The 18,990-nt window shown below is 54.5% G+C and carries 14 protein-coding genes; 10 read left to right on the forward strand and 4 right to left on the reverse strand.

The window, feature by feature from the left end; all coding sequences use genetic code 11:
- The first annotated feature begins 17 nt into the window (after nt 1-17).
- Entirely contained in the window at nt 18-1,493 is a 1,476-nt protein-coding gene (gene ampG / locus ACE38U_RS21015) for a muropeptide MFS transporter AmpG (RefSeq protein ID WP_375530477.1), read from the forward strand.
- Nucleotides 1,494-1,570: 77 nt separating this feature from the next.
- Here the strand turns inward: ampG and ACE38U_RS21020 are convergent, their stop codons facing one another.
- Complete coding sequence (locus ACE38U_RS21020; RefSeq protein ID WP_375530478.1) at nt 1,571-4,348, reverse strand: NADH-dependent fumarate reductase; 2,778 nt, start codon at nt 4,346-4,348, stop codon at nt 1,571-1,573.
- Between the two features lie 646 nt (nt 4,349-4,994).
- On the opposite strand from ACE38U_RS21020, the gene ACE38U_RS21025 reads away from it, so the two are divergent.
- The gene (locus tag ACE38U_RS21025; protein ID WP_176981838.1) at nt 4,995-6,506 is read left to right on the forward strand and encodes an anion permease; all 1,512 of its coding nucleotides are present in this window, start codon (nt 4,995-4,997) and stop codon (nt 6,504-6,506) included.
- A gap of 47 nt (nt 6,507-6,553) precedes the next feature.
- Here ACE38U_RS21025 and ACE38U_RS21030 read toward each other — a convergent pair whose 3' ends face one another.
- Nucleotides 6,554-7,873, reverse strand: coding sequence for a J domain-containing protein (locus tag ACE38U_RS21030; protein ID WP_375530479.1), 1,320 nt, complete (start codon nt 7,871-7,873; stop codon nt 6,554-6,556).
- 2 nt (nt 7,874-7,875) lie between these two features.
- Nucleotides 7,876-9,576: a molecular chaperone HscC gene (locus ACE38U_RS21035; protein WP_375530480.1), complete on the reverse strand. Its 1,701-nt coding sequence runs from the start codon at nt 9,574-9,576 to the stop codon at nt 7,876-7,878.
- A gap of 542 nt (nt 9,577-10,118) precedes the next feature.
- Here ACE38U_RS21035 and cyoA point away from each other — a divergent pair.
- From cyoA to ACE38U_RS21065, 6 genes are all read left to right on the forward strand, one after another.
- The gene (gene cyoA, locus ACE38U_RS21040) at nt 10,119-11,081 is read left to right on the forward strand and encodes a cytochrome o ubiquinol oxidase subunit II (protein WP_176981841.1); all 963 of its coding nucleotides are present in this window, start codon (nt 10,119-10,121) and stop codon (nt 11,079-11,081) included.
- Nucleotides 11,082-11,100: 19 nt separating this feature from the next.
- Nucleotides 11,101-13,092, forward strand: coding sequence for a cytochrome o ubiquinol oxidase subunit I (gene cyoB, locus ACE38U_RS21045; protein WP_154185351.1), 1,992 nt, complete (start codon nt 11,101-11,103; stop codon nt 13,090-13,092).
- Nucleotides 13,082-13,690, forward strand: coding sequence for a cytochrome o ubiquinol oxidase subunit III (locus ACE38U_RS21050; protein WP_038475089.1), 609 nt, complete (start codon nt 13,082-13,084; stop codon nt 13,688-13,690). The genes cyoB and ACE38U_RS21050 overlap by 11 nt, the downstream gene beginning before the upstream one ends.
- Nucleotides 13,690-14,019: a cytochrome o ubiquinol oxidase subunit IV gene (locus ACE38U_RS21055; RefSeq protein WP_008454594.1), complete on the forward strand. Its 330-nt coding sequence runs from the start codon at nt 13,690-13,692 to the stop codon at nt 14,017-14,019. Before ACE38U_RS21050 ends, ACE38U_RS21055 begins: the two co-directional genes overlap by 1 nt.
- An 11-nt stretch (nt 14,020-14,030) precedes the next feature.
- Nucleotides 14,031-14,918, forward strand: a complete 888-nt coding sequence (gene cyoE, locus ACE38U_RS21060) for a heme o synthase (protein ID WP_038475093.1) — start codon at nt 14,031-14,033, stop codon at nt 14,916-14,918.
- A gap of 299 nt (nt 14,919-15,217) precedes the next feature.
- Nucleotides 15,218-16,582: an MFS transporter gene (locus ACE38U_RS21065; RefSeq protein ID WP_038475095.1), complete on the forward strand. Its 1,365-nt coding sequence runs from the start codon at nt 15,218-15,220 to the stop codon at nt 16,580-16,582.
- A 15-nt stretch (nt 16,583-16,597) separates the two neighbouring features.
- Here the strand turns inward: ACE38U_RS21065 and ACE38U_RS21070 are convergent, their stop codons facing one another.
- Nucleotides 16,598-17,089: a YajQ family cyclic di-GMP-binding protein gene (locus ACE38U_RS21070; protein WP_008454581.1), complete on the reverse strand. Its 492-nt coding sequence runs from the start codon at nt 17,087-17,089 to the stop codon at nt 16,598-16,600.
- Nucleotides 17,090-17,229: 140 nt separating this feature from the next.
- Here ACE38U_RS21070 and panE point away from each other — a divergent pair, with 140 nt between their 5' ends.
- Both panE and yajL read left to right on the forward strand, forming a co-directional pair.
- The gene (gene panE, locus ACE38U_RS21075) at nt 17,230-18,147 is read left to right on the forward strand and encodes a 2-dehydropantoate 2-reductase (protein ID WP_375530481.1); all 918 of its coding nucleotides are present in this window, start codon (nt 17,230-17,232) and stop codon (nt 18,145-18,147) included.
- Entirely contained in the window at nt 18,107-18,703 is a 597-nt protein-coding gene (yajL, locus tag ACE38U_RS21080) for a protein deglycase YajL (RefSeq protein ID WP_038475097.1), read from the forward strand. Before panE ends, yajL begins: the two co-directional genes overlap by 41 nt.
- Nucleotides 18,704-18,990: the final 287 nt, after the last annotated feature.

An 18,990-nucleotide genomic window follows, 5' to 3' on the forward strand; every position in this document is an offset into this window, starting at 1 on the left:
GTTTGCACAATTCCCCTATGTCCAATCATTATCTGCGCATCTTTCAGCAGCCGAAATCAGCCATTTTGCTGATTCTGGGCTTTGCATCCGGCCTCCCCCTGGCCCTGACTTCCGGCACGCTACAGGCCTGGATGACCGTCGAAAATATCGACCTGAAAACCATCGGTTTCTTTTCGCTCGTGGGCCAGGCCTACGTCTTTAAGTTTCTTTGGTCGCCGGTGATGGACCGCTACACGCCGCCGCTGCTCGGCCGTCGCCGTGGCTGGCTGTTAATTACGCAAATTCTGTTGTTGGTGGCTATTGCCGCCATGGGATTCCTTGAACCGTCCTCCCAGCTGCGCTGGATGGCGGCTCTGGCGGTAATCATCGCCTTCTGTTCTGCCTCTCAGGATATCGTTTTTGATGCCTGGAAGACCGACGTTCTGTCTGCCGAAGAGCGCGGCACCGGCGCCGCCATCAGCGTGCTGGGCTACCGCCTGGCGATGCTGGTTTCCGGCGGCCTTGCGCTGTGGATTGCGGACCGCTATTTAGGCTGGCAGGCAACCTACTGGCTGATGGCAGCCCTGCTAATACCTTGTATTATTGCGACCTTTTTAGCGCCTGAGCCAACGGACGCAATCCCGGTGCCTAAAAGCCTGGAACGCGCCGTCGTTGAGCCGCTGCGCGACTTCTTTGGCCGCAACAACGCCTGGCTGATTTTGCTGCTGATCGTGCTTTATAAGCTGGGCGATGCCTTTGCCATGAGCCTGACCACCACGTTTCTGATCCGCGGCGTCGGCTTTGATGCCGGTGAAGTGGGCATGGTGAATAAAACCCTTGGGCTGTGTGCCACCATTATCGGGGCGCTGCTCGGCGGGATGCTGATGCAAAAGCTGACGCTGTTCCGCGCGCTGCTAATTTTTGGCATTTTGCAGGGCGTGTCTAACGCCGGCTATTGGCTGCTGTCGGTGACGGACAAAGACATGCTCACCATGGCGAGCGCGGTGTTCTTTGAAAATCTGTGCGGCGGCATGGGCACCGCGGCGTTTGTGGCGCTGCTGATGACCCTGTGCAATAAATCCTTCTCTGCAACCCAGTTTGCGCTGCTTTCTGCGCTGTCCGCCGTGGGGCGCGTCTATGTCGGCCCGATTGCCGGCTGGTTTGTTGAGGCGCACGGCTGGCCAACCTTCTACCTGTTTTCGGTCGTTGCGGCGGTGCCGGGGATCCTTTTACTGCTGGTGTGTAAAAGCACGCTGGAATTTACCCAGCAAACCGAAACCTTTATGTCTCGCAGTGAATTTGCTCCGGCCTATCGCCTGGCGCTGCGTATTCTGAGCTTTGGTTGCCTGCTGCTGGCGGCATGGCTGGTGGTGATTATTTGTAATGCGCTGGGGCTTACCGAGTGGACGTTTGGTTTGCAGCTTCTGGAATGGGGCGCGCTGTTTGCCATCGGCGGCATTTTGTTTGGCGGCGTGCTGGACTTCCTGGCCCTGCGCAAAACGGCGCTTATCTAAAAGAATAAAAAACCGGGCAGATTACCGCCCGGTCTGAGAAAGCCGGAGAGGAGATCCTTTCCGGCTTTTTTAAGGCCTTAAGCCAGCGCGTGTGCCGCCGCATTTTGCCCGGCGAGCGTGCCGAAGATGATGATATCGGCCACCGCGTTACCGCCGATGCGGTTAGCGCCGTGAATACCCCCCACCACTTCACCCGCAGCCCAGATGCCCTGAATAACCTGTTGCTGCTCAGTCACCACTTCTGCGCTGGTGTTAATGGTCACCCCGCCCATCGTGTGGTGAACCCCTGGCGCAATGCGGATTGCATAGTAAGGCCCGGTATTCAGAGGGAAACGCATGCCGGTAGTACGCCCGAAGTCTTCGTCTTTTTTCTGCGCCACGAAGCCGTTATAACGATCCAGCGTTTGCTGCAGTGCGTGACCGTCCATGTTCAGCTTCAGGGCCAGCTCTTCCGGCGTTGGGGCACTGAGGACAAAGCCACGGGCAATGTACTCGTCGGCCGCTTTGTTGTTCTGGCGCACCTGCTCGTCGAACACAATCCAGGCGCTCTTTTCCGGCAGGGCGATGATTTCGGCGGACACCTTGTCGCGGGTTTCCAGCTCATTGTAGAAACGCTGCCCTTCCTGGCTCACCAGGATAGCCCCGCCCCCGCGGATGGACTCGGAAATCAGGTAAGAGGTAGTTTGTTCCACGGTTGGGTGAATCTGGATCTGATCCATATCCACCGTGCCCGCCCCGATTTTTTCCAGCAGAGCGATGCCGCTGCCGGTCGCCCCTTTATGGTTGGTGGTCACAAAGCCTTTCAGCTCAGGGCGATAATGCACCACCATTTTACGGTTGGCGCTAAATCCGCCGGTGGCGACAACTACGCTTTTCGCCAGCAGAACATGGTGTTCATTATATTCGTTGGCGATCTTAACCCCGGTTACCACGCCGTTTTCATGCAGGATATCTTCCACGGTGGTATCCAGCAGAACGTCAATGCTGCGCTGGTTAACGTTGTTCACCAGGCCGCTGATTAAGAAGCCGCCGACCGCCGAACGATCTGCAGGGCGGTGGGTACGATCGATGCTCATCCCGCCGGTGATGGTGATGTCGTTCAGCACAATATCCAGGCTTGCCAGCCAGTCGATGGCGCCGGGCGCGCGCTCGACGAACTCTTTCAGCAGCTCGGTATTGTTTCTGAACTTGCCGCCTTTCAGCGTCTCATCGTAGAACAGCTCTTTGCTGTCTTTGATGCCCTTCATCGCCTGGAAGCGAGTTTCTGCGGCGTTCATGCCCACGGAGGCTTTGATGGTGTTCCCGCCGATGGTTGGCATCTTCTCAATAATCACCACGCGAGCGCCGGCGTCAGAAGCACGAATAGCCGCCGCAAGTCCTGCGCCGCCGCTGCCGATTACCGCCACATCGTAGCTTTGCGGCGCATCCGGGTTGCCGCCTTCTTCAATAACGTGCTCTTTGCTGGAGGTGGTCATCGCGCGGGATACCGCTTTCTTCAAGGCCTCACTTTGCGCCGTAGCCCCGGTCACCGCATCAACATACGGGCTGTTGGCCACCAGCATGCGAGAACGCAGGATCTCAAAGCTTGGGGTGAAATCGACATCCACTGAATCGTCCTGCACCAGCGTAATGTCGGTGATACGGTCGGTGTCGAGGGTGACGCTGATTTTAAGCTTGAGCGCTTCGGCCTCCACTTTTTCCTGGAAGACCCCGGCCTTGTATTTACGGCCAGAAGTACTGGCGTCGCGGATCATGGCGTCGACCAGCGAGAAGCGCCACAGCGGCTCAGGGATCAGCAGCTCTTCACGCCTGGTGCTGTCGATGAACAGATCGAGCGTTTCATTTTTCAGGATGCGATCGGCCCAGTCCGGATAAGCGATGCAGGCCTTGCCGACGGCAATCAGGTCATAGCCTAAGCCCAGCGCCTCTTCGGCGTCGCTGCGATTAACCACGCCGCCTACGCCGATAACGGGTACTTTCGCCAGCGTTTCTGAGCGCATCGCCTGGTATTTGTCGATCAGCATCGTTGGGTCTTTGGTATCAACTATTGAGGCGCGCTTGAAGTAGCCCACGGAGAAGTGCAGGTAATCCACACCTCTTTCAGCCAGCTTTTCCAGCAGGTACATGGTGTCATCAAAGCGAATGCCCGGCACCTCAATCTCTTCCGGCGAGAAGCGGTAGCCGATAATAAAGGAAGCATCTGCGAAGCGGCTCGCCATTTTATGGGTGATCTCGAGCACTTCCAGCGGGAAGCGGGCGCGGTTTTCACGGCTGCCGCCCCACTTATCGTCACGCTGGTTCGAGTTTGGCGAGTAGAACTGCTGGATCAGGTAGGTGTTCGCGCCGTGGATCTCCACGCCGTCAAACCCGGCTTTAATGGCACGGTTCACGGCGTCACCAAATTTGGTGATCATCACGTCAACTTCTTCCGCGGTTAACGCTTCAGGCGTGGTGGCTCCCTCACGCGGCGCGGCGATAGCACTCGGCGCAACGGGCTTCCTGCCGCCAATCAGCTCAGGCTCAACCATCCTGCCGCCGTGGTAAATCTGCAGAATCGCTTTCGATCCCTGGGATTTAATCGCGCTGGCAATGCGCGCAAGGCCGGGGATTTTGTTATCGCTGTCGATGGCCAGAGCACCGGGGAAAGCGGGACCTTTAGGGTCGATAAAGCAGCATTCGACGATAACGGTGCCGATGGTGCCGGCGCGTTCACGATAATATTCAACCAGGTCACTCGGCACGCTGCCGTCGTAAAAACCGGTACAGGTGGTCATTGGCGCCATGATCAGGCGGTTTTTCAGCACCGCGCCGTTGGGCAAGGTTAGCGGCTTCAGGATCGGGGTTTTGGAGTTCATTCTTTATCATTCCAGCAGGTGAGGTCGACATTGTCCGGCACTCGGTGAATAGCCCCGGCAGGCAACACAATTATCAGGGAGTAACGTAATTTGAATTAGTGAACAGAAACGGCTATTTCGCGGAATATATTTTTCGAATGTTAGTCAACGCCTTAAAAAAAGCAAATACAAATAATAACCATAAATAATAAAAGGTTTTATATGAAGCCACTTTGGCTGAATACGGCCTGGCCGTAAGCGAAGCGGTAGATTGACATCAGCTTACGATTTGATCTTTAACCGCGTAAAGACTATGGATATAAACAGAGCAATTTTTTTAGTTAAATAAAAACGTTGGTTTTTTGCTTAACAAAAACCAAAATCAAATACCTGACAAGGTTTAGCAATGCGTAGAATAAGGGATAATCACCTGTTGTTTCAGTATGATGACGAAATCAAGAAACAGCAGGTGATCACACATTAAATATGAGGTTAAAGGGAGGCTGGAATCTGGTGCGATGAGCGGTTAGATTTGCACCGATTAAAAAAAACTATCATGAATGCATCAAATTCTGCCTATAAAAGATTAGGTAGAAATAAAAGTCAGGAAACAGGTTTCGCAGGGAATATTAATCGAATTCATCATGATAACTTTAAGGCACAGGCTATGACTAACACCTCAACAATAAGCGAGACGGCGAAATCCCCGCCCCCAAACGCGGGGAATAAAAAGCGCTTTATATTGCTATTTTTACCGATCCTGATCAGCATAATTATATTACTGCTTCCGGTTCCCGCAGGATTAGAGCCGTATGCGTGGCACTTCTTCGCCGTCTTCGTTGGCGTGATTGTCGGCTTGATCTTCGAGCCGCTCCCGGGGGCGGTGATCGGGCTAACGGGCGTCGTGGTGATTGCGCTGTTTAGCCAGTGGCTGCTGTTCAGCCCGGCGGAACTGGCGGATCCTAAGTTCAAACTGGCCAGCCAGTCGTTCCAGTGGGCAGTCAGCGGCTTTAGCAACTCCACCGTTTGGCTGATTTTCGGCGCCTTTATGTTTGCCGCCGGCTACGACAAGACGCAGTTTGGCCGTCGACTGGCGCTGATTCTGGTGAAGTATCTGGGCCGCCGCAGCCTGACGCTGGGCTACGCGATTACCTTCGCCGACCTGCTCCTTGCGCCGTTCACGCCGTCTAACACCGCGCGCAGCGGGGGCACCATCTACCCGATTATTGCCAACCTGCCGCCGCTTTATGGCTCTCTGCCGAACGATCCAAGCTCGCGCAGAATTGGCTCTTACCTGATGTGGGTCGCAATCAGCGCCGCCTGTATCACCAGCTCGATGTTCCTCTCCGCGCTGGCGCCTAACCTGCTGGCGCTGGCGTTGGTGAAAAGCATCATCGGCTTCGAGATCTCCTGGGGGATGTGGTTCCTGGCCTTCCTGCCGCTGGGCGTGCTGCTGATCCTGACGATGCCGCTGCTGGCCTACTGGTTCTATCCACCTGAAGTGAAGGTCAATGACGAAGTGCCGAAATGGGCTGCCGCTGAGCTGGAAAAACTGGGCAAACTGTCTCGCAACGAAATCCTGCTGCTGCTGTTCGTGTGTAGCGCCCTGCTAATGTGGATTTTCGCTGCCGCGTGGATTGAACCAGCGATGGCTGCCCTGCTGGTGATTATCCTGATGCTGTGGACCGGGGTACTGAACTGGAACGACATTATCAGCAATAAACCAGCCTGGAATACCTTCGCCTGGTTTGCCACCCTGGTGGCGCTGGCCGATGGCCTGGCACGCGTGGGCTTTATCGCCTGGCTTGGGAAAGAAGGTGCCGCGCTGCTGCACGGCTTCGATCCGCAGGTGTCGGCGGTGATGCTGCTGGTTGCGTTCTACCTGCTGCACTATCTGTTTGCCAGCACCACGGCGCACACCACCGCCCTGCTGCCAGCGACCCTGACCATTGCCGCGTCTATTCCGGGGATTAATATGCCGGTCTTCTGCCTGATGATGGTCACGTCGCTCGGCGTAATGGGGATCATCACCCCGTACGGCACCGGCCCAAGCCCGATTTACTACGGTAGCGGCTATCTGCCAACCAAAGACTACTGGCGAATGGGCACCATCTTTGGCGCCATTTTCCTGTGTTCACTGATGCTTATCAGCTACCCGTGGATGGTGCTGATGTTCTGATGCACGGCTTTTGACATGAAAGCCCCCGGCGTATACCGGGGGCTTTTTTATTTTATGAAATAGACCATTTCGATAATGATGCCGTAAAGCATCGGCAGCAATATCATGCCCAGGATATTCACCAGTGGAGGAAGCTGGCGGATAAACAAAACGGGGAACATCAGGACCACCACCACAATTCTGATCGGCAAGTTACGCCAGTCCCTGCGCCGCTGCCAAAGCGCCCACCCGACCGGGACAATAAGGAAGATCATGATAACCAGCGCCCGCATCGTTATGGCATCTTTTCCCTGCCATGCGCTCGCCCCACGCCAGGCGCTATAGAAAGCCATCGCCAGAAGCAGCCCCGACGCCAGCCAGAAAAAAGCATGAACGCATTTGCCTGCCGCGCCTCCGGATTCAAACCGGCGCTCAAGAAATGGATATCCCCAGAGAAAAGTCGCCACTACGGCCAGCATGACGCCGGCCTGAAGCGCCATTTTCGGTGACTCATGGCCCGGCAACCAGGCCGTATATCCCCAGAAAAATACGGCAATGATGGCTCCCCAGCTAAGCGCCAGAGTTGGTTTTTGTAGTACCTCAAGAAGCGATGGATTAAGGCGCTCCAGCAATGCAGGGGACTGCTGGCGTAATTCCCCCACCTGACCCGCCAGCTGCGAGAGGAGATCCGGAATCAGCCTGACCCACCATGAAATCTCCGTGCCCTTTTCCGTCAGCAAACGCCATTTCAACTGTCCATAACGGCTGCCGCCGTACTGCCGGGCCAGATATTGCCAATAGTTTTCCTGGTCGGTAATAGCAATCTGCTGCTCAAGAGCATGAACTATCCAGTCCGGTAGTTGAGATGAACGGTAGTTATCAATTTGCCAGTCCATTACCGCAGAAACTTCATTTAACAGGCTGCGGTAAAGCCACCGCTGCTCGCTTAGTGATTCGGCCAGCATCAGGCTAAACGCATGCCTGGCCTCAAGCGCATCGGGGATCTCATTATCAAGATAGCGGTGCAGCTCACCCAAGCCTTCGAGTTCATCCCTGATTAAAAGCGCCGAAATTGCCTGCGCTTTTTCCCAGAGTTCATTTTTGCTCCAGGGCGTTTCTGGCGAAGATGCCTGCTCCTGCATCAGTTGCCGAACATAATCCACCATAGGCGTAGGTTCTGGTTTCTCCGGCAGACTTTCAGCGTCTTCATACAGGACGACCGCCGAACTGGCATAGCGTTTGGCGCTATCAAACGCCTCGCGCAGGGCCTGAAAACCCTGCGGATCTTTGTCCGGCCGCCGCAGCTTTAACTCGCGGGCATAAGCGCGACGAATTTCACGTTCATCCGTTGTGGGCTCAATGCCCAGCACATCCCATATCGTCGCCATGTTTACAGTCCGTCGTTAAGCTGGTCTAACACCCGGCGCAGTTCGTCCCGCGCGGCGGCAATAATTCGCAGGTCCTGGCGCTCCAGCGCTTGTTCAAATTGCGTGGCGTAATGATCGATAATCTGGCGTCTTTCTCCCAGCGTCTGCTCATAGCGTTTTGCCGCCTCGGCAGTCAGCTGGCGGTTTTCGGGCACATCCCGAGGATGCTGTTTAAGGGCATCAAGCTGTTTTAAACGCTTCGCAATTTCCTCGGCGCTGAGCGTGCCCGGCGCTTTTTCAATCACCATTGTCGAGGCGCTTTGCTCGCCGCTAATCTTGCATTCCACTTCCAGAATGCCGTCGAGGGTATAGGTGAAGCGTACGTCCACGCTCACCTCTCCCGCTTTTCGCGCCGGGATCTTAATCGACATGCTGTCCAGCAGCAGGTTGTCGCTGACTTTGCGCGATTCCCCCTGGTAGACCTCAATATCTATCTGCCGCTGGTTGTCGTTCATGGTGCTGAAGGTCTGCATTACGCTTACCGGCACAAAAGCATTACGCTCGATCAGCGGCGAGAAAAAGCCTTCTTCTACCCTGTCGCCGTTTCGACGCGATACGGCAATGCCCAGTGAATAAGGCATGACGTCGGTAAGCACCACGTCGTCCAGAGCTTTGTCTTCTGCAATCAGTCCGGCCTGAACGCCTGCCCCCAGCGCCACGACTTCGTCGGGGTTCAGTTCATTACGCGGGAAGCGACCAAACATTCGGGTCACCAGCTGGCGTACCAGAGGCATACGCGTTGCGCCGCCGACCAGAATAACGTGATCGAGTTGCGCAACGTCGAACTGCGCATCCTGCAGCGCCTGAACAACCGGTTTTTTCAGGCGGGACAGCAGCGCGCTGCAGCACGCCTGGAAAGTCTCTTCGTTGAGATCCCAGCTAAATTCTTCCCCTGCATAAACCAGCTTCGCGCTGGCTCTGTCCTGACTGCTGAGCTGCTGTTTCAGGGATTCGGCCTGGCGGGTCAGGTCTGCGGCCAGCTCTGGGTTATCCAGCGTCAGCTGGGGATAGCCGCTCAGCATCCACTGGCGCAGGGCTTCGGTAAAATCATCGCCGCCAAGCCAGGCATCGCCGCTGCTGGCGCGGACTTCAATCACGCCCTCGAACATATCCACGATGGAAACATCAAATGTACCGCCGCCTAAGTCGAAGACCAGGAATTTTTGCTCGCGGCTGTCGGCTAATCCGTAGGCCAGTGCTGCCGCAGTAGGCTCGTTTAAGAGGCGTTCAACCTCCAGCCCGGCCATTTGCCCTGCGGCTTTAACTGCTTTGCGCTGGGAGTCATTGAAATAAGCCGGAACGGTAATAGCCGCACGCGTGACTTCACAACCAAGCGCAACTTCGGCATCGGCTTTTAATTTTCGCAGCACTAATGCGGAAAGCTCTTCGGCACGAAATGACTGTTTGCCGAGGGTGAAAACTTTCTCGGTGCCCATATAGCGCTTAAAACTGGCAACCGTCAGATGAGGATGGCTAACCAGTCGAGCCTTTGCCGCCTCGCCCACCAGCAGGTGCCCTTCATCATCCAGCCCGACAACGGAAGGCGTTAAGCGCTCACCTTTTTGGCCTAAAGCCAGCGTCGCTGCGCCCTCGCTGAACCAGGAGACTGCGCTATTGGAGGTGCCGAGATCGATGCCAATAATGGGTGATACGTGTCCTGTCATTGCCTTATCCCTGTAAAGAGTGATGGATATTCAGCGGCCTCAATCCCGCCGTATTCATCGATGTTTTTCATTAAGATGAAGTAATTAATACCGGGTAGTTACTTTTATTGTCTATTAATTACTCAGGTCTATAAGTGTTACCGTCGAGGACTATTTATCGTAATTAAATACAGTTTTCTTTAATTACTTTGTTCAATAAGCATTAAAAGATTATCCTTAACGATTCAGCCCGGTGCGAAATTAATATTTGTTGGAAATATGTGACAAATGCTGCCGCATTGTTAACCAAATGTATTTCAAACTGATTGGTTATACCAATTTCCCCGGTCTATTTCCGCAAACATAGGTTTTCGTTATAACCTTCAGGGCCCGCGTGCCAACGCTAGATTTTACAGTTTGTTGCATTCTGTGTGACATCGGCGGCAGAACCCGGTAACACCCTACTGACACTGCGCCATTCATGTTTACAGTAATGTAACCTTCCCGTAAAATGCCGGCACACTTTAAACGACAATAGAGCTCCCCGGAATTGAGGTCGTTAAATGAGACTCAGGAAATACAATAAAAGTTTGGGATGGTTGTCATTAATCGCAGGCGCATTTTTACTTAGTGGCTGTGATTCTGCACTCCTGGATCCCAAAGGACAGATCGGACTGGAACAACGTTCATTGATACTGACGGCCATCGGCCTGATGTTGATTGTCGTTATCCCTGCAATTGCAATGGCTATCGGTTTTGCCTGGAAGTATCGGGCTTCAAACAAAGACGCCAAATACAGCCCAAACTGGTCGCACTCGAACAAGGTTGAAGCTGTCGTCTGGACGATTCCTATCCTTATCGTTATCTTCCTCGCGGTACTGACCTGGAAAACCACTCACGCTCTTGAACCTAGCCGTCCGCTGGAACATGAAGCGAAGCCGGTGACCATCGAAGTTATCGCCATGGACTGGAAATGGTTCTTCATCTATCCGGAGCAGGGTATCGCTACGGTGAATGAGATAGCCTTCCCGGCCAACACCCCAGTGGAATTCAAAATCACCTCTAACTCGGTGATGAACTCCTTCTTTATCCCGCGCCTGGGTAGCCAAATCTACGCAATGGCAGGCATGCAGACCAAACTGCACCTGATTGCTGATGAAGCCGGCACCTACGACGGTATTTCGTCAAACTACAGCGGTAAAGGTTTCTCCGGCATGAAGTTCAAGGCAATTGCCACGCCGGACATGGACACCTTTAACCAATGGGTGGCTAAAGCGAAACAGTCTCCAGAAGTCATGAACGATATGGCGACCTACGAGAAACTGGCCGCGCCAAGCGAATACAACAAAGTCGAATACTTCTCCAGTGTTAAACCTGATTTGTTTAAAGACGTTATTAACAAATTCATGGGACACGGGAGCATGCACATGGCCAGGCCGGAAGGTGAACAGGCTTCCCATGACGATATGAAAGGCATGGAAGGTATGGAAGGCATGGACATGAGTCACGCGGAAACCTCTCACTAAGGGGCCGAGGAATAATACGATGTTCGGAAAACTTACACTGGATGCAATCCCGTACCATGAGCCAATTGTCATGGTTACGGTTGCGGCAATCATCGTCGGGGGACTGGCGCTGCTTGCGGCTATCACTTACTTCGGTAAGTGGGAATATTTATGGAAAGAGTGGCTAACTTCCGTTGACCACAAACGCCTTGGCGTAATGTACGTTATCGTCGCTATCGTCATGCTGCTGCGCGGCTTTGCCGATGCGGTCATGATGCGTAGCCAGCAGGTGCTGGCCTCCGCGGGCGAAGCCGGCTTCCTGCCACCTCACCACTACGATCAGATCTTTACCGCCCACGGCGTTATCATGATCTTCTTCGTGGCGATGCCTTTTGTTATCGGCCTGATGAACCTGGTTGTGCCGTTGCAGATTGGCGCACGTGACGTTGCCTTCCCGTTCCTGAACAACCTGAGCTTCTGGTTCACCGTTGTCGGCGTGGTGCTGGTTAACCTGTCACTGGGCGTGGGCGAATTCGCACAGACCGGCTGGGTGGCTTATCCACCGCTCTCGGGCATTGAGTACAGTCCGGGCGTCGGGGTCGACTACTGGATCTGGAGTCTCCAGCTCTCCGGTATCGGTACTACGCTGACAGGTATTAACTTCTTCGTGACCATTCTGAACATGCGTACCCCGGGTATGACTATGTTCAAAATGCCGGTGTTCACCTGGGCTTCGCTGTGTACTAACGTACTGATTATCGCCGCGTTCCCAATCTTCACCGTGACCGTCGCGCTGCTGACCCTCGACCGCTACCTTGGCACCCATTTCTTTACCAACGATATGGGTGGCAACATGATGATGTACATCAACCTCATCTGGGCCTGGGGCCACCCGGAAGTTTACATCCTGGTGCTGCCGGTGTTTGGCGTGTTCTCTGAGGTGGTTGCAACCTTCTCTAAAAAGCGTCTGTTCGGTTACACCTCTCTGGTGTGGGCGACCATCGCGATTACCGTTCTGTCGTTCATCGTTTGGCTGCACCACTTCTTCACCATGGGCAGCGGTGCGAACGTAAACGCCTTCTTCGGTATTGCCACCATGATTATCGCCATCCCGACCGGGGTGAAGATCTTCAACTGGCTGTTCACCATGTATCAGGGCCGCATCGTCTTTAACTCCGCGATGCTGTGGACCATTGGCTTCATCGTCACCTTCTCTATCGGTGGCATGACCGGTGTTCTGCTGGCGGTGCCGGGTGCGGACTTCGTGCTGCACAACAGCCTGTTCCTGATTGCACACTTCCACAACGTTATCATCGGCGGCGTAGTCTTCGGTTGCTTCGCAGGTCTGACCTACTGGTGGCCAAAAGCGTTCGGCTTCACGCTGAACGAAACCTGGGGCAAACGCGCCTTCTGGTTCTGGATTATCGGCTTCTTCGTGGCGTTTATGCCGCTGTACGTGCTGGGCTTCATGGGTATGACCCGTCGTCTGAGCCAGCAGATCGATCCACAGTTCCACACCCTGCTGGTTGTTGCGGCCTGTGGTGCGGCGCTGATCGCTCTGGGCATTCTGTGCCAGCTGATTCAGTTCTACGTCTCTATCCGTGACCGCGAGCAGAACCGCGATCTGACCGGTGACCCATGGGGTGGCCGTACGCTGGAGTGGGCAACCTCTTCTCCGCCTCCGTTCTATAACTTCGCCCATCTGCCGCACGTTCACGAGCGTGATGCATTCTGGGAGATGAAAGAGAAAGGCGAAGCGTACAAACAGCCTGCGCACTATGAAGAGATTCATATGCCGCGCAACAGCGCTGCCGGTATTATCATCGCTGCATTCAGCACCGTGTTTGGCTTTGCCATGATCTGGCACATCTGGTGGCTGGCGATCGTTGGCTTTGCCGGCATCATCATCACCTGGATTGCGAAAAGCTTCGACGAAGATGTGGATTACTATGTTCCGGTGGCTGAAGTCGAAAAACTGGAAAATCAGCATTTCGAAGAACTCACCAAAGCAGGGCTGAAAAATGGCAACTGAGACTGTAAATAACGCCCACGCCGCGGAGCACGGGCACCACGATGCCGGAACCAATAAGGTCTTTGGTTTCTGGATCTACCTGATGAGCGACTGCATTCTGTTCTGTTGCTTGTTCGCGACCTATGCCGTTCTGGTGAACGGCACCGCAGGCGGCCCGTCAGGGAAAGACATCTTCGAACTGCCGTTCGTGATGGTCGAAACTGCCCTGCTGCTGGTCAGCTCCATCACCTACGGCATGGCGATCATCGCCATGAACAAAGGCAACAAAAGCCAGGTTATCTCCTGGCTGGCGCTGACCTTCCTGTGCGGTGCGGGCTTCGTAGGGATGGAAATCTATGAATTCCATCACCTGATCAAGGAAGGCTTCGGGCCGGATCGCAGCGGCTTCCTGTCAGCGTTCTTCGCGCTGGTTGGGACCCACGGTCTGCACGTCACCTCCGGTCTGGTGTGGATGGCATTCATGATGATTCATGTTTCCCGTCGCGGCCTGACCAACACCAACCGTGCGCGTCTGATGTGCCTGAGCCTGTTCTGGCACTTCCTTGACGTGGTTTGGATCTGTGTATTCTCCGTAGTCTATCTGATGGGGGCAATGTAATGAGTCATTCAACTGAACATAGCGGCGCCCACCACGGTAGCGTGAAGACCTACATGACAGGCTTCATCCTGTCCATCATCCTGACGGCTATCCCGTTCTGGATTGTGATGGAAGGGACGGCCTCTCACGGCACCATGCTTGCCGTGATCCTGGTGACTGCAGTCGTCCAGATTCTGGTGCACCTCGTGTGCTTCCTGCATCTGAACACCTCTTCGAGTGAGCGCTGGAACCTGGTGGCCTTCGCCTTTACGGTGCTGATTATTGCCATTCTGGTGATCGGCTCGATCTGGATTATGTGGAACCTCAACCTGAACATGATGGTTCACTAAGAGCGGCATGTATGATTAAGCAATACCTGCAAGTAACGAAACCAGGAATTATTTTCGGTAATTTAATTTCTGTCATTGGGGGATTTTTACTGGCCTCGAAGGGCAGCATTAATTACCCGCTGTTCCTCTATACGCTGGTTGGCGTGTCACTGGTGGTCGCATCGGGTTGTGTTTACAACAACTTTATCGACCGCGACATTGACCAGAAGATGGAGAGAACGAAGAATCGGGTGCTGGTTAAGGGCCTGATTTCACCGAAAATTTCGCTGGTGTACGCCACCTTGTTGGGTATTGCTGGCTTCATGCTGCTGTGGTTTGGCGCTAATCCGCTGGCGATGTGGCTGGCCGTGATGGGCTTTGTGGTGTATGTCGGGGTTTATAGCCTGTACATGAAACGCCACTCTGTCTACGGCACGTTGATTGGCAGCCTGTCCGGCGCGGCTCCTCCGGTTATTGGCTACTGCGCCGTAACCAACGAGTTCGACACCGGCGCCGCTATCCTGCTGGCTATCTTTAGCCTGTGGCAGATGCCGCACTCGTACGCGATTGCCATCTTCCGCTTTAAAGATTACCAGGCCGCCAACATCCCGGTTCTGCCGGTGGTAAAAGGCATTTCCGTCGCCAAGAACCACATCACGCTGTACATCATCGCTTTTGCGGTGGCAACGCTGATGCTCTCTCTGGGCGGCTATGCCGGATACAAATACCTGATCGTCGCCGCGGCGGTCAGCGTCTGGTGGCTGGGCATGGCGCTGCGAGGCTATAAGGTGGAAGACGATAAGGTCTGGGCGCGCAAGCTGTTCATCTTCTCTATCGTGGCCATTACCTCGCTCAGCGTCATGATGTCGGTCGACTTTATGGTGCCAGACTCACATAATCTGCTGACTTACGTCTGGTAAGTCACGAAAAGCATAAAAGGGCACCTCGGTGCCCTTTTTAATTTGGTAGCAAACAAGCCAAAAACGTGGTTTTGACTTGTTTGGTTAACGCCAGAAAACTGAATCCTTTATTGTATAGTCGTTGGCGAAAAATGCTTTTAGGCATAAAGAATTCTGTCAACGCTCTGAAAGGGCACCTCGGTGCCCTTTTTTATCAGTATCATCAAAGCATCCGCGCTGTAATATCTGTTAAATAACTAACGATTTACCCTCCCCTGCCCTCGCACTACACTAAGGCCGACTTTTTATCTGAGGTGGTAATGAACGATTACAAAATGACGCCCGTCGAGCTGCGAGCGACGTGGGGTTTAGGCACCGTCTTTTCCCTGCGCATGCTGGGCATGTTTATGGTATTGCCGGTTCTTACCACCTGGGGGATGGCGCTGCAGGGCGCAAGCGAAGCGCTTATTGGCCTTGCCATTGGTATCTATGGCCTGGCGCAGGCCGTCTTCCAGATCCCGTTTGGCCTGCTCTCAGACCGCATTGGGCGCAAACCGCTGATCGTCGGCGGGCTGGCAATCTTTGTGCTCGGCAGCATTATTGCCGCCCTTAGCGACTCCATCTGGGGCGTGATTTTAGGCCGTGCGCTCCAGGGCTCCGGCGCTATCGCCGCCGCGGTGATGGCCCTGCTGTCCGATTTAACCCGCGAACAGAACCGCACCAAAGCCATGGCCTTTATCGGCGTCAGCTTCGGCGTAACCTTCGCTATCGCCATGGTGCTCGGCCCGATCATTACCCAGGCGCTTGGCCTGCAGGCGCTGTTCTGGATGATTGCCGTCCTGGCCAGCTGCGGCATTCTGATCACTCTCTGGGTGGTGCCGAATACCGAAACGCACGTGCTAAACCGCGAGTCGGGGATGGTTAAGGGCTGCTTCCGCAAAGTGATGATGGAGCCGAAGCTGTTAAAGCTGAATTTCGGCATCATGTGCCTGCATATCATGCTGATGTCCACCTTTGTCGCCCTGCCGGGCCAGCTCGAGCAGGCTGGTTTTCCAGCAGCTCAGCACTGGAAAGTGTACCTTTGCACCATGCTGATTTCGTTTGTTTCGGTGGTGCCTTTCATCATTTATGCCGAAGTTAAACGCCGCATGAAGCACGTGTTTGTTGGCTGCGTGGCGGTGCTGCTGATTGCCGAGATCGTGCTTTGGGGCGCAGGCCCGCATTTCTGGGATTTGGTGATTGGCGTGCAGCTGTTCTTCCTCGCGTTCAACCTGATGGAAGCTATTCTGCCCTCGCTTATCAGCAAAGAATCTCCGGCGGGCTATAAAGGCACCGCGATGGGGATCTACTCCACCAGCCAGTTTATCGGCGTGGCTATCGGCGGGTCGCTCGGCGGCTGGCTGAACGGGCTGTTTGATTCACAAACCGTCTTCCTGGCGGGCGCGGTGCTGGCAATGGTCTGGCTATTCGTCAGTTGGACGATGCAGGAACCGCCGTACGTCAGTAGCCTGCGTATTGAGCTACCGGAAAGCAGCGTGAACGACGAGAATTTGCGGGAAAGGCTGCTGGCTCAGCCGGGCGTGAGCGAAGCGAATATCATTCCAGAAGAACGCAGCGCGTACGTGAAAATCGACAGCAAGCTGACGAACAGGTATGAGATTGAGCAGGTGGTGAAAGGGGCGTAAACGCCCCTCAAACCGTCAGTCGCGGAAGTTCTTAAACTGGAACGGCTGCCCCAGATTGCCGCCACGAATCAGCGCCATTACGGCCTGTAAATCATCGCGAGCCTTACCCGTGACGCGGATCTCTTCGCCCTGGATCTGGGTCTGAACCTTTAGCTTGCTATCTTTAATCAGCTTAATGATTTTCTTAGCAACGCTTGCTTCAATACCCTGTTTCAGCTTAGCTTCCACGCTCCAGGTTTTGCCGCTGTGAACAAACTCTTCAGGCACATCAATAGAACTGCCTTCGATGCCGCGCTTAAGCAGCTTGGCGCGCAGGATATCCAGCAGCTGGTTTACCTGGAAGTCAGATTCGCTGGCGACTTTAATGGTCTGATTTTTTTCATTCAGCTCAAAGCTTGCCGGCACGTTGCGGAAGTCAAAACGGGTGGCCAGCTCGCGCTCGGCGTTTTCTACCGCGTTGTTCACTTCCTGCAGGTCGATTTCAGAAACGATATCAAAAGATGGCATGTGTTTTCTCCCTCTCTGGTTTGCGTTGCATAATACCCGCTGGACGGCGCAAAACAACCTGTTAAAGAGCTGGAAAGTCGATAACGCTATAATAGAAAGTAAGTTTAGCATTCGCGAAGTCGGCGAATGGGGAGGCAATGATGAAAATCACCGTGCTGGGTTGCGGTGCGCTGGGTCAGCTTTGGCTGGCCGCACTACATAAACAAGGCCATGAGCTTCAGGGCTGGCTGCGCGTACCGCAGCCGTACTGCCACGTCAATCTGCTTGATAATACTAACGGTAGCGTTTTTAACGAGTCCTTCACGGCTAACGATCCCGAATTTCTCGCCACCAGCGATCTCTTATTAGTGACGCTTAAAGCCTGGCAGGTTTCCGATGCCGTGCGCACGCTGGCCTCCCAGCTACCTTCAAGCTGCCCTATTTTGCTGCTGCATAACGGCATGGGGACGCTGGATGAGCTAGGCGGTTTGCCTCAGCCCTTGCTGCTCGGGTTAACGACTCAGGCGGCCAAAAGAGACGGCAATGTGATTGTTCATGTGGCCACAGGCACCACCCACATCGGCCCAGGCAACGCGAAAGCCAGCGACTACAGCTACCTTGCAGATATGCTGCATGCCGCGCTGCCGGACGTCGCATGGCACAATAATATCCAGCCGGCGAGCTGGAACAAACTTGCGGTAAACTGCGCGATCAACCCCCTGACCGCGCTGTACGACTGCCCTAATGGCGAACTGAAAAACCACGCAGAAGAAATTGCCAGCATCTGTGAAGAAGTGGCGCAGGTGATGGAGCGTGAGGGGCACCATACCTCGCAGGAAAGCCTTCTTGATTACGTCTGGCAGGTCATTGATAGTACTTCAGAAAATACCTCATCGATGCTGCAGGATATCCTCCTGGAGCGCCACACGGAAATTGACTATATCACCGGCTACCTGCTGCGCAGAGCGAGAGCACACGGCATCCCTGTGCCGGTGAACGCCCGCCTCTATGAGCAGGTTAAACGTAAGGAGAATGAATATGAGCGCACAAGCGCTGGTCTGCCTGGCACCTGGCACTGAAGAGACCGAAGCGGTTACGACTATCGATCTGCTGGTCCGGGCCGGAATCAAGGTGACGACGGCAAGCGTAGCCCCCGACGGCGACCTGAAAATTGTTTGCTCACGCGGCGTGAAGCTGCTGGCGGATGCGCAGCTGGTTGAGGTTGCCGACGGTGACTTCGACATCATCGTGCTGCCCGGCGGCCTTAAAGGCGCTGAATGCTTCCGCGACAGCCCATTACTGGTCGAAACCGTACGCCAGTTTCATCTGTCTGGCCGTATTGTGGCGGCGATTTGCGCGGCAGCGGGGACGGTGCTGGTCCCGCACGAGCTGTTCCCGATAGGCAACATGACAGGTTTTCCTGGCCTGAAAGACACCATCCCGGAAGGACAATGGCAGGATAAACGCGTTGTCTGGGATCCACGCGTCAACCTGCTCACCAGCCAGGGGCCGGGAACCGCGATTGATTTTGCGTTGAAGATTATCGACCTGCTGGTGAGCCGCGAGAAGGCTCATGAAGTGTCGCAGCAGCTGGTGCTGGCGGCGGGGATTTATAGCTTCAGGGATTATCAGTAAGAGCCCCTCACCCTACCCCTCTCCCCAAAGGGGAGAGGGAACCAGAACGGTGTTCTTACTCTCCCCAAAGGGGAGAGGGAACCAGAACGGTGTTCTTACTCTCCCCGAAGGGGCGGGGAGACTAACCCGAATTCTCCCTCTCCCTTTTAGGCAGGTATAACAACCTGAATTCTCCCTCTCCCTTTTAGGCAGGTATAGCAACCTGAATTCTCCCTCTCCCTTTTAGGCAGGTATAGCAACCTGAATTCTCCCTCTCCCTTTTAGGCAGGTATAGCAACCTGAATTCT

Origin of the sequence: Cedecea selenatireducens (assembly GCF_042138895.1) — a bacterium.
Classification (GTDB): Bacteria; Pseudomonadota; Gammaproteobacteria; order Enterobacterales; family Enterobacteriaceae; genus Cedecea; species Cedecea selenatireducens.

Coding starts and splice junctions, on each gene's coding strand:
- ACE38U_RS21020 (WP_375530478.1), bottom strand. CDS start 4,348: ATGAACTCCAAAACCCCGATCCTGAAGCCGCTAACCTTGCCCAACGGC.
- cyoB (WP_154185351.1), top strand. CDS start 11,101: ATGTTCGGAAAACTTACACTGGATGCAATCCCGTACCATGAGCCAATT.
- ACE38U_RS21050 (WP_038475089.1), top strand. CDS start 13,082: ATGGCAACTGAGACTGTAAATAACGCCCACGCCGCGGAGCACGGGCAC.
- ACE38U_RS21030 (WP_375530479.1), bottom strand. CDS start 7,873: ATGGCGACGATATGGGATGTGCTGGGCATTGAGCCCACAACGGATGAA.
- ACE38U_RS21055 (WP_008454594.1), top strand. CDS start 13,690: ATGAGTCATTCAACTGAACATAGCGGCGCCCACCACGGTAGCGTGAAG.
- ACE38U_RS21035 (WP_375530480.1), bottom strand. CDS start 9,576: ATGACAGGACACGTATCACCCATTATTGGCATCGATCTCGGCACCTCC.
- cyoE (WP_038475093.1), top strand. CDS start 14,031: ATGATTAAGCAATACCTGCAAGTAACGAAACCAGGAATTATTTTCGGT.
- panE (WP_375530481.1), top strand. CDS start 17,230: ATGAAAATCACCGTGCTGGGTTGCGGTGCGCTGGGTCAGCTTTGGCTG.
- ACE38U_RS21025 (WP_176981838.1), top strand. CDS start 4,995: ATGACTAACACCTCAACAATAAGCGAGACGGCGAAATCCCCGCCCCCA.
- ACE38U_RS21065 (WP_038475095.1), top strand. CDS start 15,218: ATGAACGATTACAAAATGACGCCCGTCGAGCTGCGAGCGACGTGGGGT.
- cyoA (WP_176981841.1), top strand. CDS start 10,119: ATGAGACTCAGGAAATACAATAAAAGTTTGGGATGGTTGTCATTAATC.
- yajL (WP_038475097.1), top strand. CDS start 18,107: ATGAGCGCACAAGCGCTGGTCTGCCTGGCACCTGGCACTGAAGAGACC.
- ampG (WP_375530477.1), top strand. CDS start 18: ATGTCCAATCATTATCTGCGCATCTTTCAGCAGCCGAAATCAGCCATT.
- ACE38U_RS21070 (WP_008454581.1), bottom strand. CDS start 17,089: ATGCCATCTTTTGATATCGTTTCTGAAATCGACCTGCAGGAAGTGAAC.